Raw genomic sequence first — 20,894 nt, 5'->3', positions numbered from 1 at the left:
GCCGCCGCTCACCGGATCATGCGGCGCGCAGTGGGCGCAGTGGGCGCGTCAGCGGTCCATGACCCGCATCTCGAACCAGGTCGTCTTGCCGCGCGGGAGCAGATCCACGCCCCAGCGGTCGGAGAGCTTGTCGACGAGGAAGAGGCCGCGCCCGCTGGTGTCCATCTCCTGCACCGGCATCAGGCAGGGCAGTCCGCGGGAGGGGTCGCGCACCTCGATCCGGATCCAGCCGCGGCGGCGCAGCATCCGCAGGCCGAAGGCGCGGGCGCCGGTGTGCCGTACGGCGTTGCCGACCAGCTCCGAGACGAGGAGGACGGCGTGTTCGGCGAGCTGCGGGGTCATCGACCACTGCTTGAGCAGGACGCAGCCGGTCAGCCGGCGCGCGATGCGCGCGGACTGGGGGCGCGAGGGGAGCCGGACCTCGTCGAGGGTCGGGTCGGCGACCAGCCCGAGCCCGGAGGTCGGGCCGCCCGGGGTCGGGACCACGGGGTCCCGGCCCGCGTCCGGAATCCCTCGGTGTCCGGCGGCCGGGTCGCTCCGCGGCCGCGGCTGCTCCATTCCTTCGAGGCCCGCCATGCCCCCCATCATGGCCGCTCCTTGACGGTCACGGGGGCGGAACCGACGGAATCCGTTGCCCGGAATCGACCCTTCCGCACCCCTGGCGGGACATATGCCAACGGCAGTCGAGGCGTCGTCGCACCCCAACTGACCAGCGGCGCAACGCCGTCGAGGGCAGGACACCGGGCGTGGTGGACACACTTCACCGCCACCCGGATCGGGTTTCCCGCAATTCCCCCGCACGAGGCATTGCGTCCCGGCCAAACATCAGGCGCCCCGTCAACACCACCTGTTTCAGAGGAACTTGGCCTTGCCCGGCCCCTCCTCGACGAAACTACGCATTCCGGTCTCCCGGTCCTCGGTCGCGAAGAGCCCCGCGAACCAGTTGCGTTCGACCGTCAGGCCGGTGTCGATGTCCGTCTCCAGGCCCGCGTCGACGGACTCCTTCGCGGCCCGCAGCGCGAGTGCCGGGCCGGCCGCCAGCCGGGACGCCCAGGCGTGCGCCTGCCCGTAGACCTCGTCGGCGGGCACCACCCGGTCGACCAGACCGATGGCGAGCGCCTCGTCGGCCTTGACGTGCCGCCCGGTGAAGATCAGGTCCTTGGCCTTGGACGGGCCCACCAGCCGGGCCAGCCGCTGGGTGCCGCCGGCGCCGGGGATCAGACCGAGCAGGATCTCGGGCTGGCCGAGCTTGGCGTTCTGGGCGGCGATCCGGAAGTCGGCGCAGAGCGCCAGCTCGCAGCCGCCGCCCAGCGCGTAGCCGGTGACCGCGGCGACCACCGGCTTGGGGATCCGGGCCACGGCGGTGAACGCGTCCTGCAGGGCCTTGGAACGGACGACCATGGCCGGGTGGTCCATGGCCTGCATCTCCTTGATGTCCGCACCGGCCGCGAACACCTTCTCGCCACCCCAGATGACCACGGCGCGCACATCGTCGCGGCGGGTGGCCTCCTCGGCCAGCTCGCGCAGCCGGTCCTGGGTGGCGATGTCCAGTGCGTTCATCGGCGGACGGTCCAGGCGGATGGTGCCGACGCCGTCGGCGACCTCGAGATTCACAGTCATGCGGGGAAGGTTAGTACGCGTTAACGGCACGGGACCCGGTGCACTTGGTCACAGTGCACCGGGCCCCGCCCCCGTACTCCGCGGCTCTACTGCGCGGCCTTCCACCTCTCCCAGGAGAGGTTCCAGTCGCTGAAGCCGTTGTCCGGCCGGATCGTCTCGTCGTGCGAGTTCTTGATGACCACGACGTCGCCGATCCGGGAACTGCGGAAGAACCACGCGGCGGCGGTCGAGCCGTCCCCGCCGCCGCGCCGGTCGAACAGGCCCACACAGCCGTGGCTGGCGTTGCGGGTACCGAACGTCGGCCGGCCCGACCAGTAGTTGCCGTGGATGAACGTGCCGGACGTGCTCAGCCGCATGGCGTGCGGCACGTCCTTGATGTCGTACTCACCGCCGAAGCCCACGGTGTCGCCGTTCATGCGGGTCACCGGATGCTTCTCGCTGATCACCATCCGGCCGTTGTACGTCTCGGTGCCCGGCGCGCCGGCGGTGATCGGGATCGTTTTGACGGTCCTGCCGTCGCGGACCACGGTCATCTTCTTCGACCGGGCGTCGACGGTGCTCACCTGGCTGCGGCCGACGGTGAACGAGACCTTCTTGGCCTGGGTGCCGTAGACGCCGGGACGGCCCTCGACGCCGTCGAGGTCGAGTGCGAGGGTGACCTTGGTGCCCGGTGCCCAGTACTTCTCGGGGCGGAAGTCGAGGCGGTCGTTGCCGAACCAGTGGCCCTCGACCGGCACGGACGGCTTCGCGGTGACCTTGACGGCGTCCTCGACGGCCTTGAGGTCCGTGATGCCTCGGGTGAAGCGGATCGAGACGGGCATCCCGACGCCGACCTGCTGGCCGTTCTCCGGGCTGTACCGGCCGATGAAGGTGTTCTTCGGGACGAGCGTGGTGAAGGTGGAGTGCTCGGCCGCCTCCCGGCCCCGGCCGTCCACCGCCACCGCGTCCACGGTGTACTCCGTCGAGGCGCCCAGGTGGCCGCTGGGCTCCCACCGGGCTCCGCCGCCGGATATCCTCCCGCCGACCTCATTGCCCTTGCCGTCCTTGACCTTGACGGACGCGAGCCTGCCCTTCCCGGCGGTCACCTTCAGCGCACCGCTGGTGGCGACGTCGTCCGCGCCGTCCTTGGGCGCGATCGTCACCGCGGCCCGCGACGCGGCCTTGTCGCCGCCCGCTCTGTCGGCGGGATGCTTGCCGTCCGCCTCGTCCCCGCCGCACGCGGTCACCAGCAGCAGCATCGAGCCAAGCACCAGGGCGAGAGCGCCACGGCCTCCGTGTGGCCACCGCCGGCAGGCCGGCTCCCCCGAATTCGGCTGCACCTTCACGACTGGCCCCTTTTCCCCTCGCACGGCCCGCGGTCCCCCGCGCGCGAACGCGCCGCGCGCTTGCCGTTAGATAACCACACCGCGGTGACGGTGAACTCCCCGCCGTTGTCACCGTTCGGTCCCAAGTGCGAGGCCGGGGCGCACCGGTCGGCCAGGGGACGCGCGCAGCGTGCGGAGCCGCACGGGGTGTGGCCGGAACTGTCCGTTTCAGGGCGGCGGTCGGCCGGCGGCATCCGGTCGGACCGCCGTATCGGCGCAGCCCCCCCGCGCGGAGTTCAACCCAGCGCGCTGCCGCGCTTCCACCGCCCCCACGACACGTTCCAGCCACCGAGTCCGTTGTCCGGCTCGACGGTGCCGCCCCGGCGGGACGCGCCGCGGGCGTGGCGCACCTGCACGGTGTCGCCGACGATCGAGTGGCGGAACAGCCAGCCGGCCGGGGTGTGCGGGCCGCCGCCCTTGACGTCCCGCAGGCCCACGCAGCCGTGGCTGGTGTTGGCGCCGCCGAAGATCTGCGGCCGTGCCCAGTAGTTGCCGTGCAGGAAGGTGCCCGAGCTGGTGAGGCGCATCGCGTGCGGCACGTCCGGGATGTCGTACTCGCCCCCGAAGCCGACGGTGTGCCCGTTCATCCGGGTCACCGAGCGCCGCTCCAGGATCACCATCTTCCCGTTGTAGGTGGGGCTTTCGGCGTCACCCGCGGTGATGGGGAAGGTGGCCAGCGCCCGGCTGCCCCGGCGCACCGTCAGGGTGTGCCGGGCGGCGTCGACGAGGGTGATCTGGTCCCGTCCGACGTGGTAGTGGATCGTCTTCGCCTGCGTCCCGTACGTGTTGGGCCCGGCCCGGACGCCGCGCAGCCGCAGGTCGACGGAGATGTCGGTACCGGGCTTCCAGCGCTCGCGGGGCCGGAAGTCCAGCCGCCGGGCGCCGAACCAGTGCGGGGCGATCTCGACGGCGGGGTCGGCGGTGACGGTGACGGCGCGTTCGACGGCGGCACGGTCGGCGATCGGCCGGTTGAACTCCAGCGAGACGATCATCCCGGTGCCGACGGTCGTGTGGTCCTCGGGCGAGAAGTAGCCCGCGACGCGGCCGTGGGGCACGGAGGTGGTGAACGTCGTGTGGCGGGCGGAGCGGTGGCCGGCGCCGTCCCGGGCCACCGCGTCGACGGTGTAGCGGGAGCCGGGCGCGAGACCGCCCGCCGGGCGCCAGATCAGCCCGTCCGACGAGATCCGGCCGACGACCGGCTCGTGGCCCGCGTCCCCGCTCCGCCGGACCTCGACCCGCTCCAGCCGCCCGGCCGGCACCCGCACCTCGAACCGGCCGCCGGCCCGGACACCGTGCGCGCCGTCGTGCGGGACGACCCGGATCGCCTCCTCGGGCGAGGGCGGCTTGCCGCCGACGAAGCCGTCCGGGGAGGAACAGCCGACCGGCAGCGCCAGCGCGGCCAGTACGGCGCACACGAGACGGGAGCGGCGCCCCCGATGCCGCACCCGCCCTCGTAGCCGGTCCTTGCCCGGGTGGTCCTTCACTGAGCGCTTCTCGCCGCCGGTCATACACCGAATTGTGGCGGATGAGTGGGGGACGACAGGGAATGTCACGCCGGTGAATGTCCCGGCGCCCTCCTCCCGCACACACCGAGGGGACACGTGCGGCAACGCCCGGTTGCGGGCAGAACAACGGGGAGGGCGGGGACGCGGACGCACGGCCGGGACTCCCCCAGCCGACGCTGGGGTCCCCCGTGCACGGGCCGCCGCCCGACCGAGCCATGAGCCGCAGGAGGCCGGTACGTGTCGAGCGCACCCGAGCAGGAGGCGGCCCGGGACGGAGTACTCGTCCCGCCCGCAGACGCCCGCCCCGGCAGTCCCACGCCCCTGGGGGCCCGTTACCGCACCGGACCGGACGGCGCCGCCGGTACCAACTTCGCCCTGTGGGCGGGCGGCGCCGAGGCCGTGGAGGTCTGTCTCTTCGACGACCGGGGCCAGGAGACGCGCCACCCGCTCACCGAACTCACCCACGAGATCTGGCACGGCTTCCTGCCCGGCGTACACCCGGGTCAGCGCTACGGCTACCGGGTGCACGGCCGCTGGGACCCGTGGACCGGCGCCCGCTGGAATCCGGCCAAGCTGCTGCTCGACCCCTACGCACGCGCCGTGGACGGCGACTTCGGCACCCGCACCGAACCGGGGCCGCACGGGCCCGCCCTGCCCGCGCAGCTCTACGGGCACGTCCGCGACTGGCCGCAGCAGCAGGTCGCCGACACCGTGCGCGACGACCGCGACTCGGCGCCGTACGTCCCCAAGGGCGTCGTCGTCGGCGACGCGGGGGACGACGGCGACGACGAGTGGCGCGACGACCGGCGGCCCAAGACGCCGTGGCCGGACTCCGTGCTCTACGAACTGCATGTGCGCGGCTTCACCATGCGCCACCCCGGCGTCCCCGAGCGGCTGCGCGGTACGTACGCGGGGCTCGCCCACCCCGCCGCGCTGGAGCACCTGGTCCGGCTCGGGATCACCGCCGTCGAACTGCTGCCGGTCCACCAGTTCGCCCACGAGGACCATCTGGTGCGCCGGGGGCTGCGCAACTACTGGGGCTACAACTCCGTCGGCTACTTCGCGCCGCACGCCGGATACGCCGCCACCGGGACCCGCGGCCAGCAGGTCGGCGAGTTCAAGCGCATGGTGCGCGCGCTGCACGACGCCGGGATCGAGGTCATCCTGGACGTCGTCTACAACCACACCGCGGAGGCCGGGGAGCGGGGCCCGACCCTCTCCCTGCGGGGCATCGACAACCGCCGCTACTACCGCCTGGCCGGTGACGCCCGCCGCTACGCCGACTACACCGGCTGCGGCAACACCCTGCACGTCGTCCAGCCCAACGTCCTGCGGCTGATCACCGATTCGCTGCGGTACTGGGTCACCGAGATGGGCGTGGACGGCTTCCGCTTCGACCTGGCCGCCGCGCTGGCCCGCTCCATGCACGACGTGGACATGCTCTCCCCGTTCCTCGCCGTGATCGCACAGGATCCGGTGCTGCGCCGGGTCAAGCTGATCGCCGAACCCTGGGACGTCGGCTCCGGCGGCTATCAGGTCGGCGCCTTCCCACCCCTGTGGACGGAGTGGAACGACCGCTACCGCGACACCGTCCGCGACTTCTGGCGCGGCGCCCAGCACGACGTCCGCGACCTGGGCTACCGCCTCTCCGGGTCGAGCGACCTCTACGCCTGGGGCGGCCGCCGCCCGTACGCCTCGGTCAACTTCATCACCGCCCACGACGGCTTCACCCTGCGCGACCTGGTCACCTACGAGCACAAGCGCAACGGCGACAACGGCGAGGGCAACCGCGACGGCACCCACGACAACCGGGCCTGGAACTGCGGCACCGAGGGCGAGACCGACGACCCCAAGATCACCGCACTGCGCCGCCGCCAGCTGCGCAATCTGCTGACCACGCTGCTGCTGTCCACCGGTGTTCCGATGCTCGTCGCGGGGGACGAGATGGGCCGCACCCAGCACGGCAACAACAACGCCTACTGCCAGGACAATCCGACCGGCTGGCTCGACTGGTCGCTGCGCGAGGACCCGCGGTGGCGGCCGCTGGCGGACCTCGCCGCCCGGCTCATCGCGCTGCGCCGCGCCCACCCCGTGCTGCGCCGCCGGGCGTTCTTCTCCGGCCGGCCGCAGGGGCGGGACGGACTGCGCGACCTGGCATGGTTCACCGCCGACGGCGCGGAGATGACCGAGGAGGACTGGTACGCCCCGGGGGCCACCCTGGCCATGTACCTCTCCGGCAACGACATCTCCCAGCGCGACGCACAAGGCGTCCGCATCGTCGACGACAGCTTCCTGGCCGTACTGCACGCCGACGCGCACCCCCGGTCCCTCACCCTCCCCGGCCCGCCCTGGGCCCGGTCCTACGAACTCCTCGTCGACACCGCGCACGAGGAGCAGCCGGCCGCGGGCACGCCGGGTACCCGGCACCCGGCGGGCGCCGCGGTCACCGTGCCGGGCCGGACGGTGCTGCTGTTCCGGGCGGTGCCGGGGTAGGAGTGCCGGGGGCGGCGCGCCGGGAGGGGAGGAGTGCCGAATCCGGCGACCGGTGCGCATGTGTTACGGCCCGTAGCCGTCGTTGTCGGTCTCTTGCGATCTTTCGAGGACGGCACGCCGGGGGCTCCGATACCGCCGCAGGACATGACGGTACGGAGTACGGGCAGTCCCCTTCGTACACGCGGGATTCCCATGGCGTCGATCCGGTACGACGACACCTCGGTACGTGAAGTACCGGTGCGGCAGATGCGGTTGGGCGATTTCACGGAGTCGCAGCCATGGCGAGATGTCCGATCGGTGCACGGGATGACCCACCACTCGGGCACGTACGCGTCCGCGACGACGGGCGGGCACATGGCCCACGAGAGCCGTCCGGAGCCGGCGCGGCTGCTGGTGGCGGTTTTGATCCGGAGGTGAAGGGTCCCGCCGGACTGCGACCCCGTCCGCCTTCCGGACACCGATTCCGCCCAACGGACGTATTCCGGCCATTTACTTGAACAGATCCTGACAACCGGGCGTCTCCGGTGGGACTCTTCCCCGCAGCCGCCGCACGGGCCCCCACAGCCCCACGTCCACGGCTGCCGGTACCGCCTGCACGACCGGTACCACCCGCACATCACGTACGTCTCCCCCCACACGCTCCACGTGTTCTGCCTTGTTCTGCCCGGACGGCCGCTTCGCCGCCCGGTCCCCCTCGGCCGCACCGTCACGTCGCGGCCACCGCAGAAGGAGTCAGTGTGAGACGCACCCCCCATCGCCACACGCCCCAACGGCGCGCTGTGGCGACCGGCGCCCTGGTCGCCGTCACCGCGCTGCTGGCAGTCGGCGTACAGGCCGGCACCGGCACGGCCGCCGCCCCGCGGCCGGGCACCTCGCATGCCGCGCCCGACCCCGGCGCGCTGCCGGCCAAGCTGTCCCCGTCCCAGCGTGCGGAGCTGATACGGGAAGCCGGCGCCACGACCGCCCGGACCGCCGAGGAGCTGGGGCTCGGCGCGAAGGAGAAGCTGGTCGTCAAGGACGTCTCGAAGGATGTCGACGGCACCGTCCACACCCGCTACGAGCGCACCTACGCCGGACTGCCCGTCCTCGGCGGCGACCTCGTCGTGCACAAGAGCAGGGCCGGAGCCCTCAAGGGCGTCACCAAGGCCGTGCGCTCGCAGCTCAAGGTCGCCACCACCACGGCGAAGGTCGGGCCGGCGGCGGCCGAGGCGAAGGCCGTCAAATCGGCCCGGGCCCTCGGATCGCAGAAGACCGAGGCCGCCAAGGCGCCGCGCAAGGTGGTCTGGGTCGCCGACGGCAAGCCGCTGCTCGCCTACGAGACGGTGGTCGGCGGTCTGCAGGACGACGGCACACCCAACGAGCTGCACGTCATCACGGACGCCACGTCCGGCGCCAGGATCTTCCAGTACCAGGGGATCGAGAACGGCGTCGGCAACAGCGAGTACAGCGGCAAGGTCACCCTGGGGACGTCGGGCTCGGCCCCGAACTTCTCGATGACGGACGCCACCCGCGGCAACCACAAGACCTACGACCTCAAGCACGGGTCGTCCGGCACCGGCACGCTCTTCACCGACGCGGACGACACCTGGGGCGACGGCACGCCGCAGAACGCCCAGACCGCCGGCGTGGACGCCGCCTACGGCGCGCAGGAGACCTGGGACTACTACAAGAACGTGCACGGCCGCAGCGGGATCCGCGGTGACGGCGTCGGCGCCTACTCCCGCGTCCACTACGGCAACAACTACGTCAACGCCTTCTGGGACGACGGCTGCTTCTGCATGACCTACGGCGACGGCAGCGGCAACTCCGCCCCGCTGACCGCCATCGACGTCGCCGGCCACGAGATGTCGCACGGTGTCACCGCGGCCACCGCCAACCTCACCTACAGCGGCGAGTCCGGCGGCCTGAACGAGGCGACCTCGGACATCTTCGGTACCTCGGTCGAGTTCTACGCCAACAACGCCTCCGACCCCGGTGACTACCTCATCGGCGAGAAGATCGACATCAACGGCGACGGCACGCCGCTGCGCTACATGGACAAGCCGTCCAAGGACGGCGCCTCGGCCGACTACTGGTCGAGCACCGTCGGCAACAAGGACGTGCACTACTCGTCCGGTGTCGCCAACCACTTCTTCTACCTGCTGTCCGAGGGCAGCGGCCCGAAGGACATCGGCGGCGTCCACTACGACAGCCCGACCTTCGACAACCTGCCCGTCGGGGGCATCGGCCGGGCCAACGCCGAGAAGGTGTGGTTCAAGGCGCTCAGCCAGTACATGAGCGCCAACACCAACTACGCGGCGGCGCGCACCGCCACCCTGAAGGCCGCGGCGGACCTGTTCGGCCAGGGCAGCGCCAGCTACAACACGGTGGCCAACACCTGGGCGGCGGTCAACGTCGGCTCCCGCGTCCCGGACGGCGGCGGCGTCACCGTCACCGACCCGGGCAACCAGACCAGCACCGTGAACCAGGCGGCGAGCCTGCAGATCAAGGCGACCAGCGGCACCGCGGGCGCCCTGACCTACGCCGCGAGCGGGCTGCCGGCCGGCCTGTCGATCAACGCCTCCAGCGGGCTGATCTCCGGGACGCCGACGGCCACCGGCACCGGCAACGTGACGGTGACGGTCACCGACTCCGCGAAGAAGACGGGCACCGCCGCCTTCACCTGGACGGTCAACCCGGCCGGTGGCGGCAGTGTCTTCGAGAACGCCGACGACGTGGCGATCCCGGACGCGGGTGCGGCCGTCACCTCACCGATCACCGTCAGCCGCAGCGGCAACGCGCCCAGCACCCTGAAGGTGGCCGTGGACATCGTCCACTCCTACCGCGGTGACCTGGTCGTCGACCTGCTCGCCCCGGACGGGACGGCCTACCGGCTGAAGAACTCCAGCGCGTTCGACTCGGCCGCCGACGTGAAGACGACGTACACCGTCAACGCCTCCTCGAAGGCGGCCGGTGGCACCTGGAAGCTGCGGGTCCAGGACGTCTACTCCCAGGACTCGGGCCACATCAACGGCTGGAAGTTGACCTTCTGACGCGACGGCGGCACCACGGCGTCACCTTCGTGTGCCAGAGGCGGGCCGGTGTGGAACGGAAATCACAACTGACCTGCTGAACAAGGAAGTTGGGCGTCGTCCCCGGATCTTCGGGGGCGGCGCCCCGTTCCGTTTAACGAACAACGATCTCCTCTGTGCGGACTATTTTCAGCCAACCTTCGCACACCCTCCTGACATGCACGCGTTCGAATGGCAGTCTTCCCGACGCACGTCACACCCGCATCGCTTTGCACCCCCACCACTTGGCAAAGTTGAAGGAGCACGCGTGACCCCCCGCATTTCTCGTAAGACCCGTATAACCGGATCCGCCCTCGCCGCCGCGGCCCTGCTGGCCGCCGGCATCACCGCGGGCACCGCCGGTGCCTCGCCCGACAAGCCCACCGCGCTCGGCGGCACCCCGCTCAAGCTCAGCGGCTCGCAGCGCGCCGAGCTGCTGCGCGACGCGGACGCCGGCCGGGCGCAGACCGCCAAGACCCTGGGTCTGGGCTCGCAGGAGAAGCTGGTCGTCAAGGACGTCATCAAGGACGCCAACGGCACCACGCACACCCGCTACGAGCGCACCTTCGCCGGACTGCCCGTCCTGGGCGGCGACATGGTCGTGCACACCGCCAAGGGCGGCGCCGTCAAGAGCACCACCAAGTCCACGGAGAAGTCGATCGCGGTGTCCTCCACCACCGCGAAGATCGCCCCGCAGGCCGCGCAGAAGTCGGCGCAGGGCGTCGCGGCCAAGAGCCTCGGTGCGAAGTCGGCCGCCGCCAAGACGGCCCGCAAGGTCGTCTGGGCCGCCTCCGGCAGCCCCGTTCTCGCGTACGACACCGTCGTCACCAGCGTCAAGAAGGACGGCACGCCCAGCCGGCTGCACGTCATCACCGACGCCGACAGCGGCAAGAAGCTCTTCCAGTACGACGAGATCCGCACCGGCAAGGGCGAGAGCGAGTTCAGCGGCCCCGTCGAGCTGGGCACCACCAAGGAGGGCAGCGGCTACACGCTGACCGACAAGGAGCGCGGCGGCCACAAGACCACCAACCTGGAGAACAGCGAGTCCGGTGACGGCAAGGCCTTCACGGACGACGACGACAAGTGGGGCACCGGCAAGCCCGACGACCCGCAGACCGCGGCCGTCGACGCGCACTACGGCGCCGCCGAGACGTGGGACTACTACAAGGAGGTGCACGGCCGCGCGGGCATCAAGGGCGACGGCAAGGGTGCCTCCTCGCGCGTCCACTACGGCAACAACTACGTCAACGCCTTCTGGGACGACAGCTGCTTCTGCATGACGTACGGCGACGGCGAGGGCAACAAGGCCCCGCTCACCGCCATCGACGTCGCGGCGCACGAGATGTCGCACGGTGTCACCTCGGCCACCGCCAACCTCACCTACAGCGGTGAGTCCGGCGGCCTGAACGAGGGCACCTCGGACATCTTCGGTACCTCGGTCGAGTTCTACGCCAAGAACGACAAGGACCCGGGCGACTACCTCATCGGCGAGAAGATCGACATCAACGGTGACGGTACGCCGCTGCGCTACATGGACAAGCCGTCCAAGGACGGCCAGTCGCAGGACAACTGGGACTCCAGCACCGGTGGCCTGGACCCGCACTACTCCTCGGGTGTCGCCAACCACTTCTTCTACCTGCTGTCCGAGGGCAGCGGCCCGAAGGAGATCGGTGGCGTGAAGTACGACAGCCCGACGGCGGACGGCAAGAAGGTCGAGGGCATCGGCCGGGACAAGGCCGAGAAGATCTGGTTCAAGGCCCTGACCGAGTACATGACCTCGAACACCGACTACAAGGCCGCCCGTGAGGCGACCGTCAAGGCCGCCACCGACCTGTACAAGGCCGGCAGCCCCGAGGTCAAGGGCGTCGAGGCCGCGTGGACCGGCGTCGCGGTCAAGTAGTTCCCGCGCCCCGGGGAGGCCGTCGTAGGGCCCGACCCGATCGCGAGCCGACCGCTCCGGGGTGAGGTGAGACCTCAAGCGAAGGCGGTGTCCGGAGTTCCTCCGGGCACCGCCTTCGTCGTGCGCCCGCACGGCGTCCCGGCTCGCGCAGTGGCCGAATCCATGCGGTCGGAAGGCGCTCCGTGGCCGGCGCCGACGGCCCGGCGCCGAACTCCGCGTGGGCGATGTGCCGTTCGCCCGCGCAATCCCCGGCGCGCGCGGACGACCCGGCCGGCCCCGCGGAGACCGGGCGCGCGACGCGGCGCGCAGGGCCGGATGAGGGCGAGCGAACACATCGGATCCGGCCGCCGCACCGCGACCGCACCGCCGAGCGCAGGCCCCACCGGACACCCGTCGCCCCACCCGTACCCGGATGACGTCTTCGGCCTCCCGGCGACGACCGGCGTCCGGGCCGCGCACGCCGCCGCATCGCTGGTCGGCCGTCCCGCCTCCGGCCCGGACGTCGCGGCCGCCGTGCCGCACCGCCGCGTCCGGCGATATGGCCGATTCCACCCCCTCATGCGCTCTTGTACGGACCCGTTCCTGGCGAGAGGCTGCGGAGGTGGCGCCAACGGGCCCGGCGCGGCACCGGACATCCGCACACCGCAACTCCCCTGTGATCCAAATTTCCTTGTGATTCACCTGAGTTGAGGAGGCGACCCGATCGTGTCAGCGCTTTTCCGCCCAGCCCCGCGAGAGTCCTGAGGGATGCCCGACGGACCACGACGGGCGAGGAGTGACGAACGAGCAGTTCACCGGGGAGCCGGATTGCCCGACCCTCCCCACCGGGCAGGCTCCTCCCGTACACCGCCGCCCACGGCCGGTGCGCAGGCGGCGACCCGACCCACCGCACCCACCGCCAACCGAGTGAAAGCGGACAGGAGGGCCCATGCCCCCACCCCGCCCCCCTACCGTGGAGCGGATACAAAGGACAAAACCCCGCAAAGCATCAATAGCCCAGGTGAGCCCATGATCGGTCGCATCCCTGTACTGGACATCCGCCCGCAGATCGATTGCGGCCGCCGCCCGGCGAAGGCCGTGGCGGGCGAGACCTTCGAGGTCTCGGCCACGGTCTTCCGAGAAGGGCATGACGCGGTCGCCGCCAACGTGGTGCTGCGCAACCCCGCCGGCCGCTGCGGGCCCTGGACCCCGATGCGCGAGGCCGCCCCCGGCACCGACCGGTGGACCGCCGAGGTCACCCCCGGGATCGAAGGCCCCTGGACGTACACCGTCGAGGCCTGGTCCGATCCGCTCACCACCTGGCGCCGGCACGCCACGATCAAGATTCCCGCGGGCATCGACACCGAGCTCGTCCTCGCCGAGGGCGCCGCACTGCACGAACGGGCCGCCGCGGACGTCCCCAAGAGCGACGGCCGCGAGCCGGTGCTCGCCGCGGTGGACACGCTGCGCGACGGCGAACTCCCCGCCGCCACCCGCCTCGCCGCCGCCCTGGCCCCCGAGGTCACCGAGGCGCTGGACCGCCATCCGCTGCGCGAACTGCTCACCGTCTCCCGGCCGATGCCCCTGGTCGTCGACCGCCGACGGGCCCTGTTCGGCTCGTGGTACGAGCTCTTCCCGCGCTCCGAGGGCGCGGTCACCGCACCGGACGGCAGCGTCGTCGGCGGCACGCTGCGCACCGCCGCCGAACGGCTGCCCGCGGTCGCCGCGATGGGCTTCGACGTCGTCTATCTGCCGCCCGTCCACCCCATCGGCGGCGCCTTCCGCAAGGGCCCCAACAACGCCCTGTCCGCGGGCCCGGACGACGTCGGCTCCCCCTGGGCGATCGGCTCCGCCGACGGCGGCCACGACGCCCTCCATCCGGACCTGGGCACCTTCGAGGACTTCGACCACTTCGTGCGCACCGCCCGCGATCTGCGGATGGAGGTGGCCCTGGACTTCGCGCTGCAGTGCTCCCCCGACCACCCGTGGGTCGAGCAGCACCCGCAGTGGTTCCACCACCGCGCCGACGGCTCCATCGCGTACGCGGAGAACCCGCCGAAGAAGTACCAGGACATCTACCCCCTCTCCTTCGACACCGACTTTCGCGGGCTGGTGCGCGAGACGGAGCGGCTGCTGCGCTTCTGGATGGCCAAGGGCGTCCGGATCTTCCGGGTGGACAACCCGCACACCAAGCCGGTGGTGTTCTGGGAGAAGGTGCTCGCGGACATCAACCGCACCGATCCCGATGTGCTGTTCCTGGCCGAGGCGTTCACCCGCCCCGCGATGCTGCACACCCTCGCCCGGGTCGGCTTCCACCAGTCGTACACGTACTTCACCTGGCGCAACACCAAGCAGGAGCTGACCGAGTACCTCACCGAACTGTCCGGCGAGAGCGCCGACCACATGCGCCCCAACTTCTTCGTCAACACCCCGGACATCCTGCACGCCTACCTCCAGGAAGGCGGCCGCGCGGCCTTCGAGATCCGCGCCGTCCTCGCCGCCGCCCTCTCCCCCAACTGGGGTGTCTACGCGGGCTACGAGCTGTGCGAGGCGACCGGGCTGCACCAGGGCAGCGAGGAGTACCTCGACTCGGAGAAGTACCAACTCCGGCCGCGCGACTGGGACGCGGCGGCCCGCGAGGGGCGTACCATCGCCCCGCTCATCACGGCGCTCAACCGCATCCGGCGCCGGCACCCCGCGCTCCAGCAGCTGCGTGACCTGCACTTCCACCATGCCGACAACGACTCCGTGATCGCGTTCTCCAAGCGGTCGGGACACGGGGACGCGACGGACACGGTGCTCACCGTGGTCAACCTCGACCCGCACCACACCCACGAGGCGACGGTGTCGTTGGACATGCCGGAACTCGGCCTCGGCCGGCACGATTCCTTGCCGGTGCGCGACGAGCTCACCGGCGACACCTACCACTGGGGCAGGGACAACTATGTGCGCCTGGAGCCGGGCCGCTCGCTCGCGCCCGCTCATGTGCTGTCACTGCGACCGTCCTCACCGATCGGAGGGTCACCCAATTGATCGTCAATGAGCCTGTCCCCGACACGTTCGAGGACACACCGGCGAAGGACCGCGATCCCGACTGGTTCAAACGGGCCGTCTTCTACGAAGTCCTGGTGCGCTCGTTCCAGGACAGCAACGGCGACGGCGTCGGGGACCTCAAGGGCATCACGGCCAAGCTCGACTATCTGCAATGGCTGGGGGTGGACTGCCTCTGGCTGCCGCCGTTCTTCAAATCCCCGCTGCGGGACGGCGGATACGACGTCTCGGACTACACCTCGGTGCTCCCCGAGTTCGGCGACCTCGCCGACTTCGTGGAGTTCGTGGACGCCGCGCACCACCGCGGAATGCGGGTCATCATCGACATGGTGATGAACCACACCAGCGACCAGCACCCGTGGTTCCAGGAGTCCCGCACCGACCCCGAAGGGCCGTACGGCGACTACTACGTCTGGGCGGACGACGACAAGCAGTACCCCGACGCGCGGATCATCTTCGTCGACACCGAGGCGTCGAACTGGACCTTCGATCCGGTCCGCAAGCAGTACTACTGGCACCGCTTCTTCTCCCACCAGCCGGACCTCAACTACGAGAACCCCACGGTCCAGGAGGAGATGATCTCCGCCCTGAGGTTCTGGCTCGACCTGGGCATCGACGGCTTCCGGCTGGACGCGGTGCCGTACCTCTACGCCGAGGAGGGCACCAACTGCGAGAACCTGCCCGCCTCGCACGCCTTCCTCAAGCGGGTGCGCGCCGAGATCGACGCGCACTACCCGGACACCGTGCTGCTGGCCGAGGCCAACCAGTGGCCGGAGGACGTCGTCGACTACTTCGGCAACTACGCCGTCGGGGGCGACGAGTGCCATATGGCGTTCCACTTCCCGGTCATGCCCCGGATCTTCATGGCGGTCCGCCGCGAGTCGCGCTACCCGGTATCGGAGATCCTGGCCAAGACCCCGTCGATCCCGTCCGGCTGCCAGTGGGGCATCTTCCTTCGCAACCACGACGAGCTGACCCTCGAAATGGTCACGGACGAAGAGCGCGACTACATGTATGCGGAATACGCCAAGGACCCGCGGATGCGGGCCAATATCGGCATCCGCCGGCGGCTGGCCCCGCTGCTCGACAACGACCGCAACCAGATCGAACTCTTCACGGCCCTGCTGCTGTCCCTGCCCGGCTCGCCGATCCTGTACTACGGCGACGAGATCGGCATGGGCGACAACATCTGGCTCGGTGACCGCGACGCGGTGCGCACCCCGATGCAGTGGACGCCCGACCGCAACGCCGGCTTCTCCTCCTGCGACCCGGGCCGGCTCTCGCTGCCGACCATCATGGATCCGGTCTACGGCTACCAGGTCACCAATGTCGAGGCGGCGATGAGTTCGCCCTCCTCGCTGCTGCACTGGACCCGCCGGATGATCGAGATCCGCAAGCAGAACCCGGCGTTCGGCCTCGGCACCTACACCGAACTGCCCTCCAGCAACCCGGCGGTGCTCGCGTATCTGCGGGAGTCGCCCGGCACCGGCGGCGCGGACGACGATCTGGTGCTGTGCGTGAACAACTTCTCCCGCTTCGCGCAACCGACGGAGCTGGACCTCCAGGCGTTCAGCGGCCGCCATCCGGTCGAGCTGATCGGCGGCGTCCGCTTCCCGCCGATCGGCGAACTGCCGTACCTGCTCACCCTCGCGGGCCACGGCTTCTACTGGTTCCGGCTGCGCCGGAACGCCGCCTGACCGGCCCGTCCCATCGGGCACGGGCCGGTAAGAAATCCGCCCGTACGCGGCCACGCGCGCGTACGGGCGTTTTTTGACCTTTCGCTCGGGCAGGCTCCCCACTACCACGGGCCGGGCGAGCCATCGTCGGTCCCCGGGGCCCTGGGGACCGACGCGCACCATGCAGCAGGTGCCGCACCATGCCGCTGCCGTACGGACGACGTACCCCCCGGCCCGGACTCCGTCTGGGGGTACCCCCACCGCGCCGCCGCACAGTCAAGGCCGCATTCCGGGACACTTTGGGCTATCTGTCGTGTGCCCGGGGAAAGGACGCGACGCCATGTCGGACACCGCCTCGACCCGTGCCACCCGTCATACCGCCGACCGACCGCTCGTCACCGCACCCGACCTGCTGTCCTCGCTCGTCCCCCTGCTCGCCGAATGGGTGCCCCACCAGCGCTGGTTCGCCGGCAAGGGCCGGCTGATCACGGGCTTCTCGCTGATCTCGGCGACCGAGCTGCTGCCGTGCACCGCCGACGGCGGCACCCCGGGAATACTGCAGCTGGTCGTGCGCCCCCAGCAGTCCGTGCCGCCGAGCCGGACCACCGTCGCGGGGGACTGCTACCAACTCCTGCTGGGCGTACACCCGGCGCTGCCGCCGCAGCTGGCGCCCGCCGCGATCGGCCGGCCGGCGGGCGGCCCGCTGCGCGGCCGTACCGTCTACGACGCACTGCTCGACGGCCGGCTGTGCGCGCTGCTGCTGGAGCGGCTGCGGGTGCCCGGCCGGATCGGCGCGCTGCGCTTCGCGCGCGCGTCGGACACCGAGATCCCGCCCGGGCTGACGGCCCGGCCGATCACGGCCGAGCAGTCCAACTCCTCGATCGTGTACGGCGATTCGTTCATCCTCAAGGTGTTCCGGCGGATCGCTCCCGGCGTCAACCCGGACCTGGAGCTGCCCCGCGCGCTCGCCGGCGAGCGGTGCGCGCGGGTGCCCGCCCCGGTGGCGTGGTTCGAGGCCGAGGCCACCGAGGAGGGCGGCGAGCCGACCACACTGGGGGTGCTCCAGCCGTATCTGCCCGGCTCCGCGGACGGCTGGCAGCTGGCTCTCCACGCGCTGGCCGTACGGGCCGACTTCACCGGCTCCGCGCGGGCCCTGGGGCACGCCACCGCCGAGGTGCACACCGCGCTCGCCCGGACGCTGCCGACCACCGAGCTCCAGCGGCCCCAGCTGGCCGCCATCGCCGCCCGGATGACCGCGCGGCTGGAGGCCACCGCCCGCGCGGTGCCCGTGCTCCAGCCCTACCGACCGGGGCTGCGGGCCGCCTTCGACGCGCTCGCCGCCGCCGGTCGCGCCGGCGGCAGCTGGGCCGCCCAGCGCATCCACGGCGACCTGCACCTGGGCCAGACGCTGCGCTCCGCCGGCGAGGGCCGCTGGTCGCTGATCGACTTCGAGGGCGAACCGGCCCGGCCGCTGGCCGAGCGGCGCCGCCCGCAGCCGGCGCTGCGCGACGTCGCCGCGATGCTGCGCTCCTTCGACTACGCGGCGCGCAGCGGGCCCGGCGGCGGCGACCCCTGGTCCCTGGAGTGGGCGCGCCGCACCCGTGACGCCTACTGCCGGGGCTACGCCGAAGCCGGCGGGCTCGACCCGCGCTCGGCGCCCGAACTGATACGGGCCTACGAGACCGACAAGGCCGTCTACGAAGTGCTGTACGAGGCCCGCCACCGCCCCGACTGGCTGCCCGTGCCGATGGCCGCCGTCCGCCGGCTGGCGGCGGACGGATGAGCGCGGTGCCCCCTGTGATCCCCCTGCCCGGACCGACGCCCCGCCCCGCCCCGAGGAGGCACCCCACGTGACCGCCCGCCCGTCTCGCGCCCCCACCCCCGACACCGCGCCCGGCCAGAAGGCGACCGACGCACCAGCGGCGAGCACCCGCAGCGGCGTGCGCGCGTCGGGCACCCGCCCGCCGGCGCCCCGTGCCGTCGCCGCGCCCGCCCGGCCGCCCGCCACCGCCCCTGCGGCGGAGCCTGCGGCCGCGAGCCGTGGGGTGCGTGCCGCCGAACCCCTGGGCGAGGAGGACCGGGGCCGGCTGCTGGGCGGCGCCCATCACGATCCGCACGGGCTGCTCGGCGCACACCCGGTGCGCGGCGGGCTGCTCTTCCGGGTCCTGCAGCCGTACGCCAAGGGCGTCACCGTCGTGGCGAAGGGGCTGCGCGCCACCCTGCACCCCGAGGGGGACGGGCTGTTCGCCGGGGTACTGCCGCTGCGCGAGGCCCCGGACTACGAGCTGCTGGTCGAGTACGCGGACGCCACGGTGACGGTGCGCGACCCCTACCGGTTCCTGCCGGCGCTCGGCGAACTGGATCTGCACCTCTTCGGCGAGGGCCGGCACGAGGAGCTGTGGCGGGCGCTCGGCGCACGGACCATGGACCATCACGGCGTGACGGGCACCCGCTTCACCGTCTGGGCCCCCAACGCCCGGGGCGTGCGGGTCGTGGGCGGCTTCAACTTCTGGGACGGGACCGCCTGCCCGATGCGGTCGCTGGGCTCCAGCGGCATCTGGGAGCTCTTCGTGCCGGGCGTCGGCGAGGGTGAGCTCTACAAGTACGAGATCACCCGGCCGGACGGCTCCAGGACCGTGCGTGCCGACCCGATGGCCCGGCGGACCGAGTGCCCGCCCGCCACCGCCTCGGTCGTCGAGGAGTCGCACTACCGCTGGAAGGACGCCGACTGGATGGCGCGGCGCGGCGAGCGGCCGGTGCACCGGGCGCCGTTCTCCGTCTACGAGCTGCACCTGCCCTCCTGGCGACCTGGACTGACGTACCGTCAACTGGCCGAGCAGCTCCCCGCGTACGTCAAGGACCTGGGGTTCACGCACGTCGAGCTGATGCCCGTCGCCGAGCATCCCTTCGGCGGGTCGTGGGGCTACCAGGTGACCGGGTTCTACGCGCCGACCGCCAGGATGGGCACCCCGGACGACTTTCGGTACCTGATCGACGCGCTGCACCGCGCCGGTATCGGTGTCCTGATGGACTGGGTGCCGGCGCACTTCCCCCGCGACGACTGGGCGCTGGCGGAGTTCGACGGACTCCCGCTGTACGAGCCCGCGGACCCCCGACGCGCCGCGCACCCGGACTGGGGCACCCTGGAGTTCGACTACGGCCGCGCCGAGGTCCGCAACTTCCTGGTCGCCAACGCCGTGTACTGGTGCGAGGAGTTCCACATCGACGGCCTGCGGGTCGACGCCGTCGCCTCCATGCTCTACCTCGACTACTCCCGCGAGGAGGGCGACTGGACGCCCAACGTCCACGGCGGGCGGGAGAACCTCGACGCCGTCGCCTTCCTCCAGGAGATGAACGCGACCGTCTACCGCCGCTGCCCCGGCGTCGTCACCGTCGCCGAGGAGTCCACGGCCTGGGACGGTGTCACCCGCGCCACGCACCATGCCGGCCCCGGCGGCTTCGGCGGTCTGGGCTTCGGGCTGAAGTGGAACATGGGCTGGATGCACGACTCGCTGGTCTACGTCTCCAAGGAGCCGGTGCACCGCAAGTACCACCACGGCGAGATGACCTTCTCCATGGTCTACGCCTACTCGGAGAACTACGTGCTGCCGATCTCCCACGACGAGGTGGTGCACGGCAAGCGCTCGCTGGTGTCGAAGATGCCCGGCGACTGGTGGCAGCAGCGTGCCAACCACCGGGCCTACCTCGGCTATATGTGGGCCCACCCCGGTAAGCAACTGCTCTTCATGGGGCAGGAGTTCGCGCAGGGCGCCGAATGGGCGGAGAGCCACGGCCCGGACTGGTGGCTGCTGGACCCGTCGTACGACGCGGAGGCGGACCACCGGGGCGTGCGCGATCTCGTCCGCGACCTCAACCACGTCTATACGCAGGCGCCCGCGCTGTGGGAGCGCGACACCGACCCGGCCGGCTTCTCCTGGATCGACGGCGACGCCGGCGAGGACAACGTCCTCTCCTTCCTCCGGTACGCCGCCGACGGCAGCCCCCTGATCGCGGTCAGCAACTTCTCGCCGGTGGTCCGTCACGCCTACCGCCTCGGCGTGCCCGGCCACGTCCCGGTCTGGCGCGAGGTGCTCAACACCGACGACCTGCGCTACGGCGGCAGCGGTGTCACCCACCCCGACCCGCTCAAGGCCGAGCCCACGCCGTGGCACGGCCGGGACGCCTCGTTCGCACCCGTCCTGCCGCCGCTGGCGACGGTCTGGTTCCGGCCGGCCTGAGGGCCGCCGCCCGGGGCA

At 71.6% G+C, this 20,894-nt stretch carries 11 protein-coding genes; 7 read left to right on the top strand and 4 right to left on the bottom strand.

What is annotated here, in order from left to right; genetic code table 11:
* Positions 1 to 48: 48 nt before the first annotated feature.
* From ACGFML_RS04615 to ACGFML_RS04600, 4 genes are all read right to left on the bottom strand, one after another.
* Entirely contained in the window at positions 49 to 588 is a 540-nt protein-coding gene (locus ACGFML_RS04615) for an ATP-binding protein (protein WP_393539909.1), read from the bottom strand.
* A gap of 264 nt (positions 589 to 852) precedes the next feature.
* On the bottom strand, positions 853 to 1,620 hold the full coding sequence (locus tag ACGFML_RS04610; RefSeq protein ID WP_393539907.1) for an enoyl-CoA hydratase/isomerase family protein: 768 nt from the start codon (positions 1,618 to 1,620) through the stop codon (positions 853 to 855).
* Between the two features lie 86 nt (positions 1,621 to 1,706).
* On the bottom strand, positions 1,707 to 2,945 hold the full coding sequence (locus ACGFML_RS04605; RefSeq protein ID WP_393539905.1) for an Ig-like domain-containing protein: 1,239 nt from the start codon (positions 2,943 to 2,945) through the stop codon (positions 1,707 to 1,709).
* Positions 2,946 to 3,220: 275 nt separating this feature from the next.
* Entirely contained in the window at positions 3,221 to 4,429 is a 1,209-nt protein-coding gene (locus ACGFML_RS04600; RefSeq protein ID WP_393540415.1) for an Ig-like domain-containing protein, read from the bottom strand.
* 297 nt (positions 4,430 to 4,726) lie between these two features.
* Between ACGFML_RS04600 and glgX the strand changes: the two genes are divergently transcribed.
* The 7 genes from glgX to glgB all read left to right on the top strand — a co-directional run bounded on the left by glgX (position 4,727) and on the right by glgB (position 20,876).
* Positions 4,727 to 6,982: a glycogen debranching protein GlgX gene (gene glgX / locus ACGFML_RS04595; RefSeq protein ID WP_393539903.1), complete on the top strand. Its 2,256-nt coding sequence runs from the start codon at positions 4,727 to 4,729 to the stop codon at positions 6,980 to 6,982.
* Between the two features lie 737 nt (positions 6,983 to 7,719).
* On the top strand, positions 7,720 to 10,014 hold the full coding sequence (locus ACGFML_RS04590; protein ID WP_393539901.1) for a M4 family metallopeptidase: 2,295 nt from the start codon (positions 7,720 to 7,722) through the stop codon (positions 10,012 to 10,014).
* Positions 10,015 to 10,300: 286 nt separating this feature from the next.
* Entirely contained in the window at positions 10,301 to 11,932 is a 1,632-nt protein-coding gene (locus tag ACGFML_RS04585; RefSeq protein ID WP_393539899.1) for a M4 family metallopeptidase, read from the top strand.
* 1,008 nt (positions 11,933 to 12,940) lie between these two features.
* Positions 12,941 to 14,944, top strand: coding sequence for a maltotransferase domain-containing protein (locus ACGFML_RS04580; RefSeq protein ID WP_393539897.1), 2,004 nt, complete (start codon positions 12,941 to 12,943; stop codon positions 14,942 to 14,944).
* A complete protein-coding gene (gene treS, locus ACGFML_RS04575; RefSeq protein WP_393539895.1) occupies positions 14,941 to 16,659 on the top strand; it encodes a maltose alpha-D-glucosyltransferase in 1,719 nt (572 codons plus the stop codon). The genes ACGFML_RS04580 and treS overlap by 4 nt, the downstream gene beginning before the upstream one ends.
* 319 nt (positions 16,660 to 16,978) lie before the next feature.
* A complete protein-coding gene (locus ACGFML_RS04570) occupies positions 16,979 to 18,421 on the top strand; it encodes a maltokinase (RefSeq protein ID WP_393539893.1) in 1,443 nt (480 codons plus the stop codon).
* A 157-nt stretch (positions 18,422 to 18,578) separates the two neighbouring features.
* Complete coding sequence (glgB, locus tag ACGFML_RS04565; RefSeq protein WP_393540414.1) at positions 18,579 to 20,876, top strand: 1,4-alpha-glucan branching enzyme; 2,298 nt, start codon at positions 18,579 to 18,581, stop codon at positions 20,874 to 20,876.
* The last annotated feature ends 18 nt before the right edge of the window (positions 20,877 to 20,894 follow it).

The sequence above is a fragment of the Streptomyces sp. NPDC048650 genome (assembly GCF_043199095.1).
Classification (GTDB): domain Bacteria; phylum Actinomycetota; class Actinomycetes; order Streptomycetales; family Streptomycetaceae; genus Streptomyces.
The sequence above is the reverse complement of the archived record's forward strand: the minus strand, read 5'-3'. Positions and strand labels throughout refer to the sequence as shown.